This is a genomic window from Nocardia arthritidis NBRC 100137 (assembly GCF_001612765.1).
Lineage (GTDB): Bacteria > Actinomycetota > Actinomycetes > Mycobacteriales > Mycobacteriaceae > Nocardia > Nocardia arthritidis.
Map to the genome: position 1 here is coordinate 81,699 of NZ_BDBB01000006.1, position 16,134 is coordinate 97,832.

At 67.7% G+C, this 16,134-nt stretch carries 17 protein-coding genes; 10 read left to right on the forward strand and 7 right to left on the reverse strand.

Annotated elements, in window-relative coordinates:
* Window positions 1–237 precede the first annotated feature (237 nt).
* Window positions 238–450, reverse strand: a complete 213-nt coding sequence (locus tag NA8_RS05830; protein WP_063049322.1) for a DUF397 domain-containing protein — start codon at window positions 448–450, stop codon at window positions 238–240.
* Window positions 447–1,334, reverse strand: a complete 888-nt coding sequence (locus tag NA8_RS05835; protein ID WP_063049323.1) for a helix-turn-helix domain-containing protein — start codon at window positions 1,332–1,334, stop codon at window positions 447–449. The genes NA8_RS05830 and NA8_RS05835 overlap by 4 nt, the downstream gene beginning before the upstream one ends.
* Window positions 1,335–2,181: 847 nt before the next feature.
* On the opposite strand from NA8_RS05835, the gene NA8_RS05845 reads away from it, so the two are divergent.
* From NA8_RS05845 to NA8_RS05870, 6 genes are all read left to right on the forward strand, one after another.
* Entirely contained in the window at window positions 2,182–2,604 is a 423-nt protein-coding gene (locus tag NA8_RS05845; protein WP_063049451.1) for a DUF4254 domain-containing protein, read from the forward strand.
* A gap of 365 nt (window positions 2,605–2,969) precedes the next feature.
* A complete protein-coding gene (locus tag NA8_RS05850; protein ID WP_063049324.1) occupies window positions 2,970–3,548 on the forward strand; it encodes a DUF3558 domain-containing protein in 579 nt (192 codons plus the stop codon).
* A gap of 9 nt (window positions 3,549–3,557) precedes the next feature.
* Window positions 3,558–3,938: a hypothetical protein gene (locus tag NA8_RS05855; protein WP_063049325.1), complete on the forward strand. Its 381-nt coding sequence runs from the start codon at window positions 3,558–3,560 to the stop codon at window positions 3,936–3,938.
* On the forward strand, window positions 3,935–5,233 hold the full coding sequence (locus tag NA8_RS05860) for a hypothetical protein (RefSeq protein ID WP_063049326.1): 1,299 nt from the start codon (window positions 3,935–3,937) through the stop codon (window positions 5,231–5,233). Before NA8_RS05855 ends, NA8_RS05860 begins: the two co-directional genes overlap by 4 nt.
* The gene (locus NA8_RS05865) at window positions 5,226–6,005 is read left to right on the forward strand and encodes an ESX secretion-associated protein EspG (RefSeq protein ID WP_063049327.1); all 780 of its coding nucleotides are present in this window, start codon (window positions 5,226–5,228) and stop codon (window positions 6,003–6,005) included. The genes NA8_RS05860 and NA8_RS05865 overlap by 8 nt, the downstream gene beginning before the upstream one ends.
* A gap of 153 nt (window positions 6,006–6,158) precedes the next feature.
* The gene (locus NA8_RS05870) at window positions 6,159–6,443 is read left to right on the forward strand and encodes a hypothetical protein (RefSeq protein ID WP_063049328.1); all 285 of its coding nucleotides are present in this window, start codon (window positions 6,159–6,161) and stop codon (window positions 6,441–6,443) included.
* 128 nt (window positions 6,444–6,571) lie between these two features.
* Here the strand turns inward: NA8_RS05870 and NA8_RS05875 are convergent, their stop codons facing one another.
* The 5 genes from NA8_RS05875 to NA8_RS05895 all read right to left on the reverse strand — a co-directional run bounded on the left by NA8_RS05875 (window position 6,572) and on the right by NA8_RS05895 (window position 11,411).
* The gene (locus NA8_RS05875) at window positions 6,572–7,765 is read right to left on the reverse strand and encodes an acetyl-CoA C-acetyltransferase (RefSeq protein WP_439957365.1); all 1,194 of its coding nucleotides are present in this window, start codon (window positions 7,763–7,765) and stop codon (window positions 6,572–6,574) included.
* Window positions 7,766–7,775: 10 nt separating this feature from the next.
* Complete coding sequence (locus NA8_RS05880; protein ID WP_063049329.1) at window positions 7,776–8,384, reverse strand: TetR/AcrR family transcriptional regulator; 609 nt, start codon at window positions 8,382–8,384, stop codon at window positions 7,776–7,778.
* Window positions 8,385–8,426: 42 nt separating this feature from the next.
* Window positions 8,427–9,200 carry a hypothetical protein gene (locus NA8_RS05885; RefSeq protein WP_245663684.1) on the reverse strand — a complete coding sequence of 258 codons (774 nt, stop codon included), beginning with the start codon at window positions 9,198–9,200 and terminating at the stop codon, window positions 8,427–8,429.
* Between the two features lie 199 nt (window positions 9,201–9,399).
* A complete protein-coding gene (locus NA8_RS05890; protein ID WP_063049330.1) occupies window positions 9,400–10,197 on the reverse strand; it encodes an SDR family oxidoreductase in 798 nt (265 codons plus the stop codon).
* Window positions 10,194–11,411, reverse strand: a complete 1,218-nt coding sequence (locus NA8_RS05895; RefSeq protein ID WP_063049331.1) for an acyl-CoA dehydrogenase family protein — start codon at window positions 11,409–11,411, stop codon at window positions 10,194–10,196. The genes NA8_RS05890 and NA8_RS05895 overlap by 4 nt, the downstream gene beginning before the upstream one ends.
* A gap of 75 nt (window positions 11,412–11,486) precedes the next feature.
* Here NA8_RS05895 and NA8_RS05900 point away from each other — a divergent pair, with 75 nt between their 5' ends.
* The 4 genes from NA8_RS05900 to NA8_RS05915 are packed head-to-tail and all read left to right on the forward strand — an operon-like array spanning window position 11,487 to window position 16,112.
* The gene (locus tag NA8_RS05900) at window positions 11,487–13,040 is read left to right on the forward strand and encodes a FadD3 family acyl-CoA ligase (protein ID WP_281198958.1); all 1,554 of its coding nucleotides are present in this window, start codon (window positions 11,487–11,489) and stop codon (window positions 13,038–13,040) included.
* The gene (locus tag NA8_RS05905) at window positions 13,040–13,945 is read left to right on the forward strand and encodes an enoyl-CoA hydratase (protein ID WP_063049333.1); all 906 of its coding nucleotides are present in this window, start codon (window positions 13,040–13,042) and stop codon (window positions 13,943–13,945) included. Before NA8_RS05900 ends, NA8_RS05905 begins: the two co-directional genes overlap by 1 nt.
* Complete coding sequence (locus tag NA8_RS05910; RefSeq protein WP_063049334.1) at window positions 13,945–15,087, forward strand: acyl-CoA dehydrogenase family protein; 1,143 nt, start codon at window positions 13,945–13,947, stop codon at window positions 15,085–15,087. Before NA8_RS05905 ends, NA8_RS05910 begins: the two co-directional genes overlap by 1 nt.
* Window positions 15,084–16,112, forward strand: coding sequence for an acyl-CoA dehydrogenase family protein (locus tag NA8_RS05915; protein ID WP_063049335.1), 1,029 nt, complete (start codon window positions 15,084–15,086; stop codon window positions 16,110–16,112). Before NA8_RS05910 ends, NA8_RS05915 begins: the two co-directional genes overlap by 4 nt.
* The last annotated feature ends 22 nt before the right edge of the window (window positions 16,113–16,134 follow it).

Sequence of the window (16,134 nt, forward strand, 5' to 3'; positions counted from 1 at the left end):
CAGGTCAAGACCCCCGCCACCGGATGTCGGAAAACCGATCTCTGGTTCAACCGGTCGACGTATCTGCGCCTCGGCGCAGCAGGTCGAGGAGTCTATGTGCGCGATCCCAACGGGCACAGCTATGAGCTGTTCACCGATGTGCCGTGAACCCCTGTGGTGCCCCAGAAATGCCGATGCCCCGGATCCGACTGGAATCCGGGGCATCATTGACCAGCATCCGGCCTTGGCCCTACCCGTTCAGGCAAGCTCTGGAGCGAACTCCCCGGACTGCACTGCTGCCGTGAAGGCGTCCCACTCGCTCGGCGCGAAGACGAGCGTGGAGCCGCTCGGATTCTTGGAATCCCGAACGCCGACAGTACCGCTCCCGATGAAGGCGACTTCGACACAGTCGGAATGGGTAGCACTGTGGCTGCTTTTGAACCAGTCGGCCTTGGATAGATCCGCAGTCATGCTGAGAACTCCTTCGCTATCTGGCGGAGCAGACTCCTGCTGTCCGCTTCATCCAGCGCCGCCCGCCGGAGGCGGTCATGCACTCGATCGTACCGCTGCACGTCATCTGGTTTTTCCAAGTACATGCAGCCCGTGAAGGTCTCCAAATAGATGACCGGAGGTGACACCGACACCTCCTTCGGGTTCCTATCGAACTCCAGAATCGCGAACTGGCCTACCGGATCACCAACTGGCGCTCCAGCCATGAACGGCAGGATTCGAATCGTCACATTGGGCAGTTTTCCGACCTCAGCCAAGTGATGCAGTTGAGGAGTCATGACTTCTCGTCCTCCCACCGCACTTCGCAGCACTGACTCGTGCAGCACCACATCGAGCGTAAGAGGCCGATACTTTCTGGTGATCAGCGTTTGGCGCTTCGTCCGCAGCTCAACACGGCGGTCGTGCTCGACGCCGCTCTCCGTCGGTCTCCCTACTCGGATGAGAGCGCGGGCATAGTCGGGAGTCTGAAGTAGACCATGCACCAGCGACGGCTGGTAGACGGCCATCCTCCGTGCCGCCGTCTCCAACCCGACGTACACGTCGAAATCCGCAGGTATCACTGTTCCGTACTCGTGCCACCAACTCGTCGCGGCACCTTGCTGGTGTAAGCCGATCATGGCCGCCGTCATCTCCCGAGACATCCCAAGCACATCGCAAAGCGCCTCGATATCACGCACTTTCAGCCGAGTTGCCGACCCCTTTTCCAGTCGTTGCAGAACCGACGAACTCGAGTCGGTCAACTCCGCAAGCCTTTCCAGCGACAGATTCAGCGCTATCCGTGCGTCACGCAGGTAGTACCCGAGCTGACGCCTCGGCAGGGTCGAGCCGGTGTCGTGCTCGTCCATGGATCCCCTCTCCTAGTGCGGATTCGACCCGTGCCGGGTGACGGCTACGACCCGGCACGGGATTTGCTCTGGACCTTCGGCCGAGTTCGTCCGGGAAACCCAGACTTCTGACTCCACGCAGGTCACAAGTGTTTTCCTGACTCCGCGCCCAGGAGGGGGCCACCCCGATTTCCCACCACGCCCCCCACCCCTGAGTTCTGCCGACTTCCAGGGCTGGGCGCACCCTAGCTCACCGACTCGTGCAGAGGTCTGGAAATGAACCAATCGGAGTTCGGGGACACGCCTGTGTCCCGCTGCCGGTACTACCGGCTGGTGTGCGGTCTGCCCGCGATCGTCGACCCACCTGAGTTGGGCCGCATCGTTATTCGGGCCGGAATCGTCTGGGCTGTGATGATGCCCGCCCACCTAGGGCAACTCGTGAAGAGCGACCTACAGCGCCGTGGGCACGATATCGGCCCGATCATGTCTCACCCGCGTTCACAACGGTGGAGCTACCTGATGCGTCCCGACCTGCCCAACGATGACAGCCTTTTCGCGGAGATGTTCCGGCTCGACGTCTCCATAGTTCGCGCGGGCGGAGAAATCGCGCTCCCGTCCCCCACCGACCGAGGTGCCCTGTTCCGCCACTGGGTCGAACCTCCGCGCTGCGGGTACCGTCCGTCCGGCCAGTTGATCCTCGAGTCGATCCGGCACCTGACGCGCGGAACGTCCGCACGACATCCGCGAAATCGGCTCGCGCAATCGATCGGCGAATCCGGAAAGGGTTCGAGCGCGTGACCTTCCCGCTTGGCCATATCGCCCATCCACAGATAGACCGGCCCACCCCCGGCGGCGCGCGATGACCGTCATGGAACCTCTACCCCCTAAACACCGCCTGCTTGCCGCCTGCCGTGGCGACGCCCACGACGACCATCCCCTCCTGACCGCGGCCCGCGATCTCGCCGCACTGCACGAAAGCCGCCTCTCCGCAGGACTGGCGCAGGCCGAATCGATCGATCAATGCCGTACCCGCCTGGTCCGCGATATCGACCGCTGGGTCACCGCCCAGCTACGACCATCCCTCGGCGCGGCCCGGGTCCACACCGAGACGATCGGCTCGGTGGTAGACCGCCTCGCCGAATACACCGCTCTCGCCTACGCGGCATTGGCAAGCAGTTCGAATTGGGTCCTCGGCGACGCATGGGAACGCCTGGCGGAACTGGCCGTCGGCTACGAGGACTTGAAGGACGAGGTGGGGACGGGACAACGCCGCCTGCCGGGCGGGCCGTAGGTCGAGTTCGGTACGGCCCTAGCGGGTCTGCCGGGTTCGGACGCAAACACCGAACTCACGCGGAGCCGTATCGGGGAGCGCGCCTATCGCCCAGGTTTAACCTGATGCCGTCTGACCGGATGTCCGCACCGAAGACGGATGTCCAGCCGAGTCGTAGACCGCGCTGAGGGCGTGAGCCGCTCACAGTTGCACACGATCGCGGCTGGTGAGGTGTGTTGCACAACTTCACAAGTGTGATGGCGTGATTCAGCACCGACCTGGTTGCACCCGTGGGGACCGGCCAGTAGCGTCGATCCCAGCTTGCAGGGGGCGGATAAGCCGGTCCGGCCCCGTCGATGCGGTACGGCACCGGCGGTGAGGAACCGATGACGAGCTGGGGGAATTTTCTGCGTGGTGCCGTGCTCGCGATGGGTGCGGTGGTGGTGCTGTCTGGGTGTGAGGACTCCGCTGGCGGCACTTCGAATTCGACTGCGCCCGTCTCGGTGACCACCTCCGCCGCTACGAAATCGGCAGATCCCGACGCGGCTCTGTGGGACCCATGTGGCCTGCCGGAGGGTGCCATCTCTGGGACCGGTTTGGACGCCGCAACCAAGACGAAAGATGTCGCGGGAGTGGATTTCACCGGCTGGAAGGTCTGTAGCTGGCGGGCCACAGCCCGTTGGTACAGCCTCGGCGTCCTTTCCGGAACGCCGACCATGGACGACATCCGGAGACGCTCCGATTTCGAGGCGTTCTCGACGCTCACGGTCGGCACGCACCAGGCGGTCCAATTCCTGGACATCGGAGACGCTCAACGACTCAATTGCACTGTCGCGATGGAGGTTCCGCGCGGCACTGTGATGTTCTACGTGACGACTCGATACTCCGTGGGCAAGCAAGGGGATCCGTGCGTCCAAGCGCGCAGCCATGCGCAAGATCTGGTCAGTTACTTGCCGGGTAGTTGAGGAGGGGATGTGAATCTCGGCGTAGATCCGATCGAGTGGCGGGGACTGCTGGACTCAGCCAATGCCGGTGAACTCACTTTGCACCCGGAAGTCGGCAAGGGTCTGGACAAGGCCTGCGACGACTATCTCGACAAGCTCGATGGGATTTTGGAGTCGTCCGCCTACGTCCAGCGGATATCCGGATTCGGTACGTTTCCGTCAGGTCAGGCACTGGAAGACAAGTTCAAGCTGAAGGCAACCGGCACAGCTGCGTCCTTGGACGCCGTCCTCATGCAGCACATCGACGCGGTGAAGATCGCGAAAGAGGTTGTGGCCAAGGCTATCGCGAACTTCGTGGAGCTGGATCAGTCCAGGACCGACCAGTTCACCGGTCTGGACGCCCAACCATGACCTACGACGATTACCGCACCCGGATCATCGCCGCGCAGGAGCAGTGGAATCGGGAGCGCGACACGATCTACGACTTCACCGGTCGGTTGGGCACGTCGTTTCAGGGGGAATACGAGCCGCCACGGATTCCCGGGCCGGACAACTACGACAGTATGACGTTGGCGCAGATGGTCGATGCCGTGAACGCGATGCGGCCGGGGACGGTGCGGGAGGCGTCCGAGGCGTGGCTGAACATCGGGATGAACCTGACCGGGGCGATTCAGGCGTTCAACGAGCAGTTCGGCCGCACCGTGACCGGTGACGGCGCGAATCCGGGGTGGACGGGGCAATCCGGTAAGGCGGCGGCCGAGGCGGTCACGAATTACCGGAACCAGTCGGGGAATCTGGCCGATGCCGCTTGTCTGGTGAGTTTCAAGCTATCCGAGATGCATACCGGTCTCGAGCAGACGCAGGCGTTGATGCCGCAGGTCACCGAACGCCCTGACCTGATGGGTAAGACGTTGCCGCAGGACGGCGTCATGAAGGCGGGTGATTACACCGAGGAGGAGGCCACGCAGGAAGCACGGCGGATCCTTCGCACGGTCTACGGGCAAGTCGCCACTCAGACCGACCACGGGGTACCCGTCCTGCCGACGGCCCCGCAGATCGTGGCGGATAGCGGGCAGCCGGGTCCGTCGTCTCCTGGTATCTCCAATCCCGCCGCGCCACAGGAATTTTCCGACTCGGACGATCCCGCAGGCGCGGAACCGGAATCCACCGAACCGTCCGACGGTGACCCGCAGGAATCGCCCCGGACCGACCCCGCAGCCACCACACCCCAGTCGGTCACCCCGGCTGGGGTGAACCAGCCGACCAGCGTGCAACCGACCACTTCGACCACCCCGTCGACGACGCCGAGCAGCACCACCACACCGAGCCCGAACATCACTACCGCCGCACCGGGTCGACCCGATACCACGAGCCCGAGCACTCCCCGGCGATCCGGCAGCCCGAGCAGTCCCGGTACGCCGAATTCCACCACCACGCCGGTGCCGGGCCGCAACGTTCCCGCCGGTCCACAGCAGCCGAACGCCCTTCCGGCCGCCACGGCAACCGGCAGCCAGGCGGCTCGATCCGGCGCGGCCGGCACGACCGGCATGGCCCCCGGAATGGGGGCTCGCGGCAAGGACGACGAGCGGGAAACCTCCGACGTCAAGGGCTACCTGATCAACCAGCACAACGGCGAGGAACTCACCGGTTTGGACGCCTTGCCGAAGTCCGTCCCTCCGGTCATCGGAGACGACCCGAATGGCTGACTGGCGCTTCACCGGGCAGGAATTCGAAATCCTCTGGGCAGCCTATGGTCGCGACCGCCTGCCCTACCCGCTGCAATACCGGCCGGAGGAGATGGATTTCGCCGACCTGAAGCGTCAGCGCGAGGCAGCGGTGGACGCGCTACTCGGGCGATACGCCGTCGAACTGGAACGGGCGCTCGATGTGTTGCTGGAACCGGAGGCGCGCGTCGAGTCCAAAGGGATGGGCGGCCCGGACATGTCGATCGTCTTCCGTTTCCACGGGGCCGTACGCGGGCAGATCGGCGCCACCCTGGTCCAGCTTCCCGGCACCGCGCCGGACACCGGCGGTGACGTGATCGTGAGTTTCTGCGCCGCGCAACGAGTGGCCGCGAAAGCGGTCGCCGCGCTGCCCAAGATGCCTGCGGGCACGCATCCGCCGATCGAAGCGCGGCGGGAAGAAGTGAGCGCCGACCGGGATCGGCCGGTGCGCAGGCCCTATGAGGTCGGCGTCGTCGCACAACTGGACCGAATCTTCAAACGCGAACGCCTCGGCCTCGGTGAGATCATGGTGCTCGCCGGTCCGGCCGTCGATGCGCGCCCGAGCTTCGGACGCGGCTTCTGGTGGATGGATTACGCGGACGGCCGCTACTACGTGAAGACCGGCGATCCCATCGTCGCCAAGCCGCTGGAACCTTCCGCCATGGCAGCCGAGATCAACCGGCTCACCGCTTTGACCCAGCGCTACTACCGCGAAGATCGCGAACACGACGAGTACCTGCGGTCGCAGCGATAACGGACTATCCGGGCATCCCGGGACTACGTCACAGCGGGATGTCGGCCTCGTCACGAGGACATTCGGGCGCGGCGAGCCCGGATGCGCGGCTCGTTCCCGATGCTAACTTCGCGCTGCTCCACCGACGAAACCGATCACCAGGGAGGTTTGGTAGTGGGAAAGACAACCGTTCGGGCCATCGTGACGGCAGCGGCGGTCGCCGCGGGCACGTTGACGATGGGTCTCGTCGCACAGCCCGCGACGAGCGAGACGATCGACGGTGATCCGGTCGCCTACCTGGCGCAGGACGAAGAGCAGGGTCAACCCTCCGACCCGAGTGACGCCGACCAAGGCGAAGGCAAGGGAAAGGGCAAAGGAAAAGGCAAGTCCGAGGGGAAGGGCAAGGGAAAAGGCAAGGGTAAGGGCAGCGAGGGCGGTTCTACGAGCCGAGCGTCATGAACGACGTTTCTGCACAAGGACAGTCGGATCACGAGGTGCAATCCGACTGAGCCCCCCGGCACCCACGATGCGCATGCCGAGCGGCACGTCGGGCGACCCGAATTCGCCGACGTGCCGCTCGGTGCCGGTCAGCGGGGCAGGCGCTCGATGATCGTCGCGTTGGCGGTGCCGCCGCCCTCGCAGATGGTGAGCAGGCCATAGCGGCCCTCGATCCGTTCGAGTTCGTTGAGCAGCGTGGCGAACAGTTTCGCACCGGTCGCGCCGAGCGGGTGACCAAGCGCGATGGCGCCGCCGTTGACGTTCACCTTCTCGGGGTCCGCGCCGGTCTCCTTCAGCCAGGACAGCACCACCGGCGCGAACGCCTCGTTGATCTCGACCACGTCGATGTCGTCGATGGTGAGGCCGGTCTTCTCCAGCGCCCACTTGGTCGCCGGAATCGGCGCGGTGAGCATGAAGATCGGGTCCGCGCCGCGCGCGCTCACATGGTGGATGCGCGCTCGCGCGGTCAAGCCGTACTCCTGCACCGCCCACTCCGAGGCCAGCAGGGTGGCACTGGCGCCGTCGGAGATCTGGCTGGCCACCGCGGCGGTGAGCGGGCTACCCTCGACCAGGGGCGGCAGCGAAGCCATCTTCTCCAGGCTGGTCTCGCGCGGACCCTGGTCGATCCAGAAGTCGCCGACCGGCACGATCTCGTTGTCGAAGCGGCCGTTCTTGATCGCGTCGCGGGCCCGCTCGTGGCTGCGCAGCGCCCAGCGCTCCATCTCTTCCCTGGTGATGCCCCACTTCTCGGCGATCAGCTGGGCGGCGCGGAACTGCGTCACCTCACCGGTGCCGTAGCGGTGGTCCCAACCCTGCGCGCCGACGAACGGGGTGTCGAAACCGTACTCCTTGCCCGCCAGCATGGCCGCGGAGATCGGAATCGCGCTCATGTTCTGCACGCCGCCCGCGACGATCACCTCGGCGGTACCGCTCATGATGGCCTGCGCGCCGAAATTGATGGCCTGCTGGCTGGATCCGCACTGCCGATCCACGGTGACGCCGGGAACCTCTTCGGGATATCCGGCGGCCAACCACATGGTGCGGCCGATGTTGCCCGCCTGCGGGCCGACGTTGTCGACGCAACCGACGATGACGTCGTCCACGGCGCCCGGGTCGATCGGGGTGCGGTCCAGCAGGCCGCGCAGCGCGGCCGCGCCCAGATCGGCCGGATGCACGCTCGCCAATGCGCCGCCGCGCTTGCCGACCGGGGTGCGTACCGCATCGATCACGTAGGCGTCCCGCAGCGGGGCATACGGACGACGGGACGCGGAAGGTGCTGACATGTAAGGACTCCTACGTGGTGCGCTCGGGGACGGTGAGCCCGTCGAGCACGATGGTCAGGTACTGCTTTGCGAGGTTCTCGACAGTGATCGGCCCACCCGGCCGGTACCACCGCACCGCGACCCAGACCGTGTCACGCAGGAAGCGGTAGGCCAGTTCGACGTCGAGTTCCGGCCGGAAGCTGCCGTCCTGCACGCCGTTGGTGAGCACCCGGTGCCACAGCTCGCGGAATTCGCGGTTGTACTCGGCGATGTAGGTGAACCGCTCCGAGTCGCGCAGTCGCTTCGCCTCGGTCTGGTAGATCGCCACCGCGGCGTGCCAGCGGTCGAACGACTCGTAGGAGGCGAGCACCAAGGCTTCCAAGGTGTCTCGCGCGCTCAGTCCGGAGGCGACGATCTCGCGGTAGCGGCCGAACAGCTCGTCCAGGAACCCGCGCAGGATCTCGTCCACCATCGATTCCTTGGAATCGAAGTGGTGATAGAGACTCCCCGAGAGGATTCCGGCCGCGTCGGCGATGTCGCGCACGGTGGTGGCGCGCAATCCCCGCTCGGCGAACAATTCGGCCGCCAAGGCGAGCAACTCACTGCGCCGAGCTGATTTAGAGGCGTCTGGTGCGGGCACACGGCCATCATACAACCAAGCATTTGCTTGGTCGAGAGGTACTCAGCGCTCCGAGTAGCGCAGCGGCGAGGAGACCGACAGATCGGCCAGCAGGCGATCGCAGATGATCACGGGCGAGACGCCCGCCCGCGCCATTCGCGCGACGAGCGCCAGACGACGTTCACAACTGTCCCATTCCACGGTGAGCTGACCGCGATCCGGACCGGCGTCCACCGTGGCCATCACCCGTGGCGGGCCGCCGCGCACGGGTTCCTCGCTCAACTTGAGCACCATGCCGCGCTGCCAGGCGTGGTAGGCATCCATATCCGCCTCGACCACCAGCTTGTCGGTGGCCGCGCACAGGCCCTGCGCGATCTCGTCGGCGAAAGTCACCTGGTCGAAGCGGAATTTCCGGCATTTCGCGACCACCGCGAGCAGATCCGAGCGCACCTCGCACAGCAGGGCGGTCTGGCGCTGCCTGCGCCGCTCCTGCTCGGTCTCCGTACCGTCGGCGCTGAGGCCGATGCGCCGGGCACGCTCGCGGTCGCGCGCCAGATCGGCGCGCAGCGCGCGGCGCGGGTCGCGGGCGACCTCCCCCTCGTCGACGGCGTGCTGCGCGAGAATCCGCATGGCGGCCGTGGCGAGGGCGCTTGCGGAAGTGTGCTCGATGAGTTCGGCGCCGAGGGTGAGCGCCGAGAGGACGAGGCTGTCGAGCCGCCGCCTGGCCAGCACGACTTCGCGCACCACATCGAGTTCCAGTTGTTCGCGGGCAGGTGGGCGATCGAGGCCCATAGCCATCGCCCCCTTGTCGAGCGTGGATCCGATCTCATCCAGCATGGCACACCCCGCCCCCTCGCGGCTCGCCCTTTTCTACCTGATCAGCCGCTCATTTCGGGTGGCGTGCGCGATGCGAGAAGGCGATCGCAATACGGCGCGCGAGGACTCGCCCGCGACGGCGGGCAACCGGCTGCTCGGTGGTCGCCGGGTCGGCTCGTCCGCCCGGCGCGGCGCGGACGAGCCCGGGATCCGCTGCGACTCAGGCGCGTTGGCTGCTGATCGAGACCACCTCGCCGGTCAGGTAGGTGGTGTAGTCGCTGGCCAGCATGGCGATCGTCGCGGCGACCTCCCACGGCTCGGCGGCGCGGCCGAACGCCTCCCGCTCCGACAGGTGGTCGAGCAACTCGGTCGAGCTGACCTTGTCCAGAAAAGCGTGCCTGGCGATGCTCGGGGCCACCGCGTTGATCCGCACGCCGAGTTCGGCGGCCTCGATCGCGCTGCATCGGGTCAACGCCATGACGCCCGCCTTCGCGGCGGCGTAGTGCGCCTGACCGTGCTGCGCGCGCCAGCCCAGCACGCTGGCGTTGTTCACGACGACGCCGCCGTGGCCCGCGGCGCGGAAGTAGCCGAGCGCGGCGCGGGTGCAGCGAAAGGTGCCGTTGAGGGTGATGTCGAGCACTCGGTCCCACTGCTCGTCGGTCATGTCGACCACGGGCGTCTCACCGCCGAGCCCGGCGTTGTTGACCATGATGTCGATCCGGCCGAGCGCTTCGGCGGCACCGCGGACCAGCGCGTCCACCTGTTCGGTGCTCTGCACGTCGCACGGGATCGAGGCGACCCGCCGGTCCGGGAACTCGCCGGCCAGCTCGGTCGCGGTCTCTGTCAGACGCCGCTCGTGCCAGTCGGAGACCACCACGTCCGCGCCCTCGGCCAGCAGCCTGCGCGCGGTGGCCGAGCCGATGCCGGTGCCCGCGGCCGCGGTGATCACGGCGGCGCGCCCGGTCAGCAGGCCATGCCCGGCGACGGGCGCGGGGGCGACCGACAGCGGGCCGGTCACGGGCGCGCCTCGCGGGGTAGGCCGAGCACGCGCTCGGCGATGATGTTGCGCTGCACTTCGTTCGAACCTCCGTAGATGGTGTCGGCGCGGGTGAAAAGATACAGCCGCTGCCATTCGTTGAGATCGTCCTCGCCCGCCACCAGGCCGCGGGCGCCGAGCACGGCCATCGCCAGCTCGCCGAGCCCGCGATGCCAATTGGCCCAGAGCAGTTTCGCCACCGAGGCCTGGCCGGCGCCGTCGTCCACGCCCGCGCCTTCCATCGTGCGCATGGCGTGCGCGCGCAGCACCCGCAGCCCGACCCAGGCCCGGTCGATCCGGTCGGCGATCAGCGGGTCGTCGGCCGCGCCGGTGCGGCGCGCCAATGCCTCGATGTCGGCCAGCTCCCGGGCGAATCGGATCTGCTGACCCAAGGTGGAGATGCCGCGCTCGAAGGTGAGCGTGCCCATGGCGATGCGCCACCCGTCGCCCGGCTCGCCGACCACCAGGTCGGCCGCGGTGCGGGCGTTGTCGAAGAAGGCTTCGTTGAATTCCGACGTGCCGGTCAGCTGGATGATCGGGCGCACGTCGATGCCCGGCTGCTTCATCGGGACCAGCAGGTAGGACAGGCCCTTGTGCCTGGCGGACCCGCGCTCGGTGCGGGCGACGACGAAGCACCAGTCCGCGACGTGCGCGAGCGAGGTCCAGATCTTCTGCCCGTTGATCGACCACTCGTCGCCGTCCAGGTGCGCGGCGGTCGTGATCGCGGCCAGGTCGGAGCCCGCACCCGGCTCCGAATAGCCCTGGCACCACAGTTCGCTGACGTTGCGGATGCCCGGCAGGAACCGGTCCTTCTGCGCCTGGGTGCCGAACGCGAGCAGGGTCGGACCGAGCAGTTCCTCGCCGACGTGCGACACCCGCGCGGGCGCGTTCGCCTTGGCGTACTCCTCGTGGAAGATCACCTGCTGGCGCACCGTGGCCTCGCGGCCGCCGTACTCCTTCGGCCAGCCCAGGCAGGTCCACCCGGCCGCGGCCAGGTGCCGGTCCCAGGCGAGGCGTTCGTCGAACGCCTCGTGTTCGCGGCCTGGACCGCCGAGGCCGCGCAGCTCGCGGAAGTCTCCGTTGAGGTTCTCCTCCAGCCACTCGCGCACTTCGGCGGCGAATCGCTCGTCCTGCGCAGCGGAAAACCGCCCGTCCGGAGCGGCGGTGTCGGATTCTGAGGTCTGGATCGCACCCACGCCGGTAGGATAACCTACCAAGCACTTGCTTTGTAGAGCACTCGCATAAGTGACTCGCGGACGGTGAGGACAACCGTGACAACCCCTGCACAGACGACACCGATGGCACTGCGTCACGCCGCTCGGACCTTCGGCGACGCCCCGGCGATCGCCGACGGCGAGGTCCGGCTGGACTGGACCCAATTGTTCGAGGCGGTCCAGGAAGTGGCGCGGGCGCTGATCGCGCGTGGCGTGCGGGTGGGCGACCGCGTGGCCATGTGGGCGCCCAATACGCACCACTGGGTGGTCGCCGCGCTGGCAGCGCACTACGCCGGAGCGGCACTGGTACCGCTGAACACCCGCTACGTGGCCGACGAGGCCGCCGACGTGCTCGGACGGGTGAACGCGAAGGCGCTGTTCATCGCGGGGCCGTTCCTCGGCCGCGACCGGCTCGCCGAATTGCGCACGACCGCGCCGGACCTGGCCATCGATACCGTGGTGGTGATCCCGGTCGAGCCGGGCACCGAGAACACCGACATCGCCGCGCTGGACTGGTCGGAACTCGCGACCGTCGCCGCGCCGGTGACCGTGGCCGAAGCCGAGAAGCGCGCCGAGTCGGTGTGTCCCGACGACATCTCCGACATCCTGTTCACCTCCGGCACCACCGGCCGCAGCAAGGGCACCCTGGTCGCCCACCGGCAAGCGCTGTCGGTGGTGCGGGCCTGGGCCGAGTGCGCCACGTTGCGCGGCGACGACCGGTATCTGGTGGTGAACCCGTTCTTCCACAACTTCGGTTACAAGGCGGGCATTCTCGCCTGCTTGGTCACCGGGGCCGCGATCATCCCGCAGGCCACCTTCGACGTGCCGGAGACGATGCGGCTGATCGGCGCGGAGCGGGTCACCGTGCTGCCCGGTCCGCCGACGATCTACCAGACGATCCTGGATTTCCCGCGCCGCGCCGAATTCGACCTGAGCTCGCTGCGGGTGGCCGTCACCGGCGCGGCGACGGTGCCGGTGGTGCTGATCGAGCGGATGCGCTCGGAGCTGGCCTTCGACGTCGTCATCACCGCCTACGGCCTGTCCGAGAGCGCCGGCTTCGGCACCATGTGCCGGGTCGATGACGACGCCGAGACCATCGCCAACACCTGCGGCAGGCCGATCGCGGATTTCGAGCTGCGTCTCGGCGAGGCGGGTGAGGTCCTGCTGCGCGGGCCGAACGTGATGCTCGGCTACCTGGACGACCCGGACAGCACCGCGCAGACGATCGACGCCGACGGCTGGCTGCACACCGGCGACATCGGCACGATCGACGAGCGCGGGTACCTGAAGATCACCGACCGGCTCAAGGACATGTACATCTCCGGCGGCTTCAATGTCTATCCCGCCGAGGTCGAACAGGCGCTGGCCCGGCTGGACGGCGTGGCCGAGTCGGCGGTCGTTGGCGTGCCCGACACCAGGATGGGCGAGGTGGGCAAGGCGTACGTGGTGCGCAAACCCGGGTCGGCGCTCACCGAGGACCAGGTGCGCGCCCACGCGGCGACCGTGCTGGCCAACTTCAAGGTGCCGCGGTTCGTGGAATTCCGCGGCCGGCTGCCCTACAGCGCCGCCGGGAAAGTGCTCAAGCGTCAACTACGTGAGGAGAAGTCGTAATGTCGCAACCGGCAACCCCGAACGAGGGTCCGGCGATCCCGGACGAAGGTGAAGTCGTCACCTACGAGCGGCGCGGTCGCGTCGCGGTCGTCACGCTGAACCGGCCGGACTACCGCAACGCGCAGAACTCGGTGATGACCTACGCCATCGACGCCGCCTTCGAGCGCGCCGTGGAGGACCCCGAGGTCGGCGTGATCGTGCTGGCGGGCAACGGGAAACACTTCAGCGCCGGGCACGACATCGGCACGCCGGGCCGCGATCACCATGTGCGGTACCAGAACAAAGCGGCGCTGTGGTGGGACCACGTGGACCGGGCCGGTGGCGATCAGCGCTTCGCCCGGGAGCTCGAGGTCTACCTCGGCATGTGCAGGCGCTGGCGGGAGATTCCGAAGCCGACCATCGCCATGGTGCAGGGCGCCTGCATCGCGGGCGGGCTCATGCTGGCCTGGGTGTGTGATCTGATCATCGCCTCCGACGACGCGTTCTTCTCCGATCCCGTGGTCCGCATGGGCATTCCGGGCGTCGAGTACTTCGCGCACCCGTGGGTGATGGGTCCGCGCGCGGCCAAGGAGTTCCTGTTCACCGGCGACCGGTTCGGCGCCGCGCAGGCCAAGGAATGGGGCATGGTCAACCGGGTGGTGCCCCGCGCCGAGCTGGAGAACGAGACGTTGGCGCTGGCCGAGAAGATCGCCACCATGCCGCAGTTCGGTCTCGCGCTGACGAAGAAGGCGGTCAACCAGGCCGAGGACCTGATGGGTATGCGGTCGGGCATGGACTCGGTCTTCGGGCTGCACCACTTCGCGCACGCGCACAACGCCGAAGTCGGCGCCGACTCCCTCGGCGGCATGAACGCCAAGTCGATGAAGGCGTCGGCAGGCACCGCAGAACAGAACGGAACGACGTAGTGGATCTGGATCTCGACCAGGCGGCCCAGGAATTCCAGCGGGAGGTCCGCGAATTCCTGGCCGCGAACAAACCCGCGAAACCGCTGGCCTCGATGGACACGAAGGCCGGATTCGAGGCGCACCGCGCCTGGGAGCGCACCCTCGCCGACGCCCGGCTCTCGGTGGTCGCCTGGCCGGAGGAGTTCGGCGGGCGCGACGCCTCGCTGCTGGAATGGGTGCTGTTCGAGCAGGAGTACTACGCGGCGGGCGCGCCGGGGCGGGTCAGCCAGAACGGCATATTCCTGCTGGCTCCGACGCTGTTCGAACACGGCACGCCCGAACAGCTGGAGCGGATCATGCCGCGGATGGCGCGCGGCGACGACATCTGGGCGCAGGCCTGGTCGGAGCCGGAAGCAGGCAGCGACTTGGCCGGTATCCGCTCGACGGCCCGGCGCACCAGCGGCGGCTGGCTGTTGAGCGGCCAGAAGACCTGGAGTTCGCGCGCCGCCTTCGCGGACTGGGCGTTCGGCCTGTTCCGCAGTGATCCCGAGGCCGAACGGCACAAGGGACTCACCTACGTCATGTTCCCACTGACCGCCGACGGGGTCTCGGTGCGCCCGATCCCGCAGCTGGACGGCGAACCCGGCTTCGCGGAGATCTTCCTCGACGACGTGTTCGTGCCCGACCGCGACGTGATCGGCGCACCCGGCGAGGGCTGGCGGGTGGCGATGAGCACCTCCAGCAACGAACGCGGCCTCTCGCTGCGCAGCCCCGGCCGGTTCAGCGCCACCGCCCAGCGGCTGATCGATCTGTGGCGCGAGGAGGGCGACGAGGACAACACCGCACAACGCGATGCCGTGGTGGACGCCTGGATCGGCAGCGAGGCCTACCGGCTGCACACGTTCGGCACGGTCACCCGCCTCGACGAGGGCGGCAAGCTGGGCGCGGAATCCTCGATCACGAAGGTCTTCTGGTCCGAGCTGGACATCGCCATGCACGAGACCGCGCTCGACGTGCTCGGCGCGTCCGCGGAACGTTCCGGGCCGTGGACCGACGGATACCTGTTCGCGCTGTCCGGCCCGATCTACGCGGGCACCAACGAGATCCAGCGCAACATCATCGCCGAGCGGCTGCTCGGACTACCGAGAGGAAGCAGCCGATGAGATTCGCGCTCAGCCCCGAACAACTCGATTTCGGCGCCAGCCTGCGCAAACTGCTGGAGGCGGGCCGCGCGCCCGCCGCCGTGCGCGCGTGGGCCTCGGGCGACAGCGGGCCGGGTCGCGCTCTGATCCGGCAGCTCGCCGACGCCGGTGTGCTCGGACTGGCCGTCGCGGAGCGGCACGGCGGCATCGGCGCCGAGCCGATTGATCTGGTCGTGGCGTTCCAGGAACTCGGTCGGGCAGCCGTGCCCGGACCGCTGGTGGAGACCGCCGCGGCGATTCCGGCCCTGCTGCAAGCGCTTCCGGACCAGGATCTGGCGGCACGGTGGTTGCCCGGCTTCGCGGAGGGCGCGGCGCTGGGCACTGTCGCCTTCGCGCCGCCCGGCCCCGGCGTCGCCCTGGACGCCGACACCGCCGAGGTGGTCCTGCTGGCCGGTGAGAATCAGCTGTCCACCGGGAACCGCACCGGCCTGGTGCGATCGGTCGATCCCGCGCGCCGCTTGTTCACGGTCGCCGCGGCCGAGACCGTCGCCGAGGGCGATCAGGTCCGCGCGGCCGCCGCCGCGGGCTTCGACACCGGCGCGCTGGCCTGCGCGGCTCAGCTGCTCGGCGCCGGAAAGGCGCTGCTGCACGCGTCGACCGAATATGCCAAGCAACGCAAGCAATTCGGCAAGCCCATCGGCGAGTTCCAGGCCGTGAAGCAGAAGCTCGCGGACGTGCTGATCGCACTGGACTTGGCCGAACCACTGCTCTACCGGGCCGCGCTGACCACGGCCGAAACCACCCGGAGCCGGGATGTGTCGGCCGCCGCGGTCGCCTGCGGCGATGCCGCCTACCGCGCGGCTCGCGCCGCCCTCCAGGTACACGGCGCGATCGGCTACACCGCCGAGTACGACCTGTCCCTGTGGCTGACCAAGGTGACGGCACTGCGTTCGGCGTGGGGCACACCGGATCTGCACCGTGCGCGAATCGCACGAGCGCTGCGGGAGGACACCGACCCCGATCGCGCCGCGCGAGGCATCGCATGAGCGGTCAGGCCCGGAGGCGGCG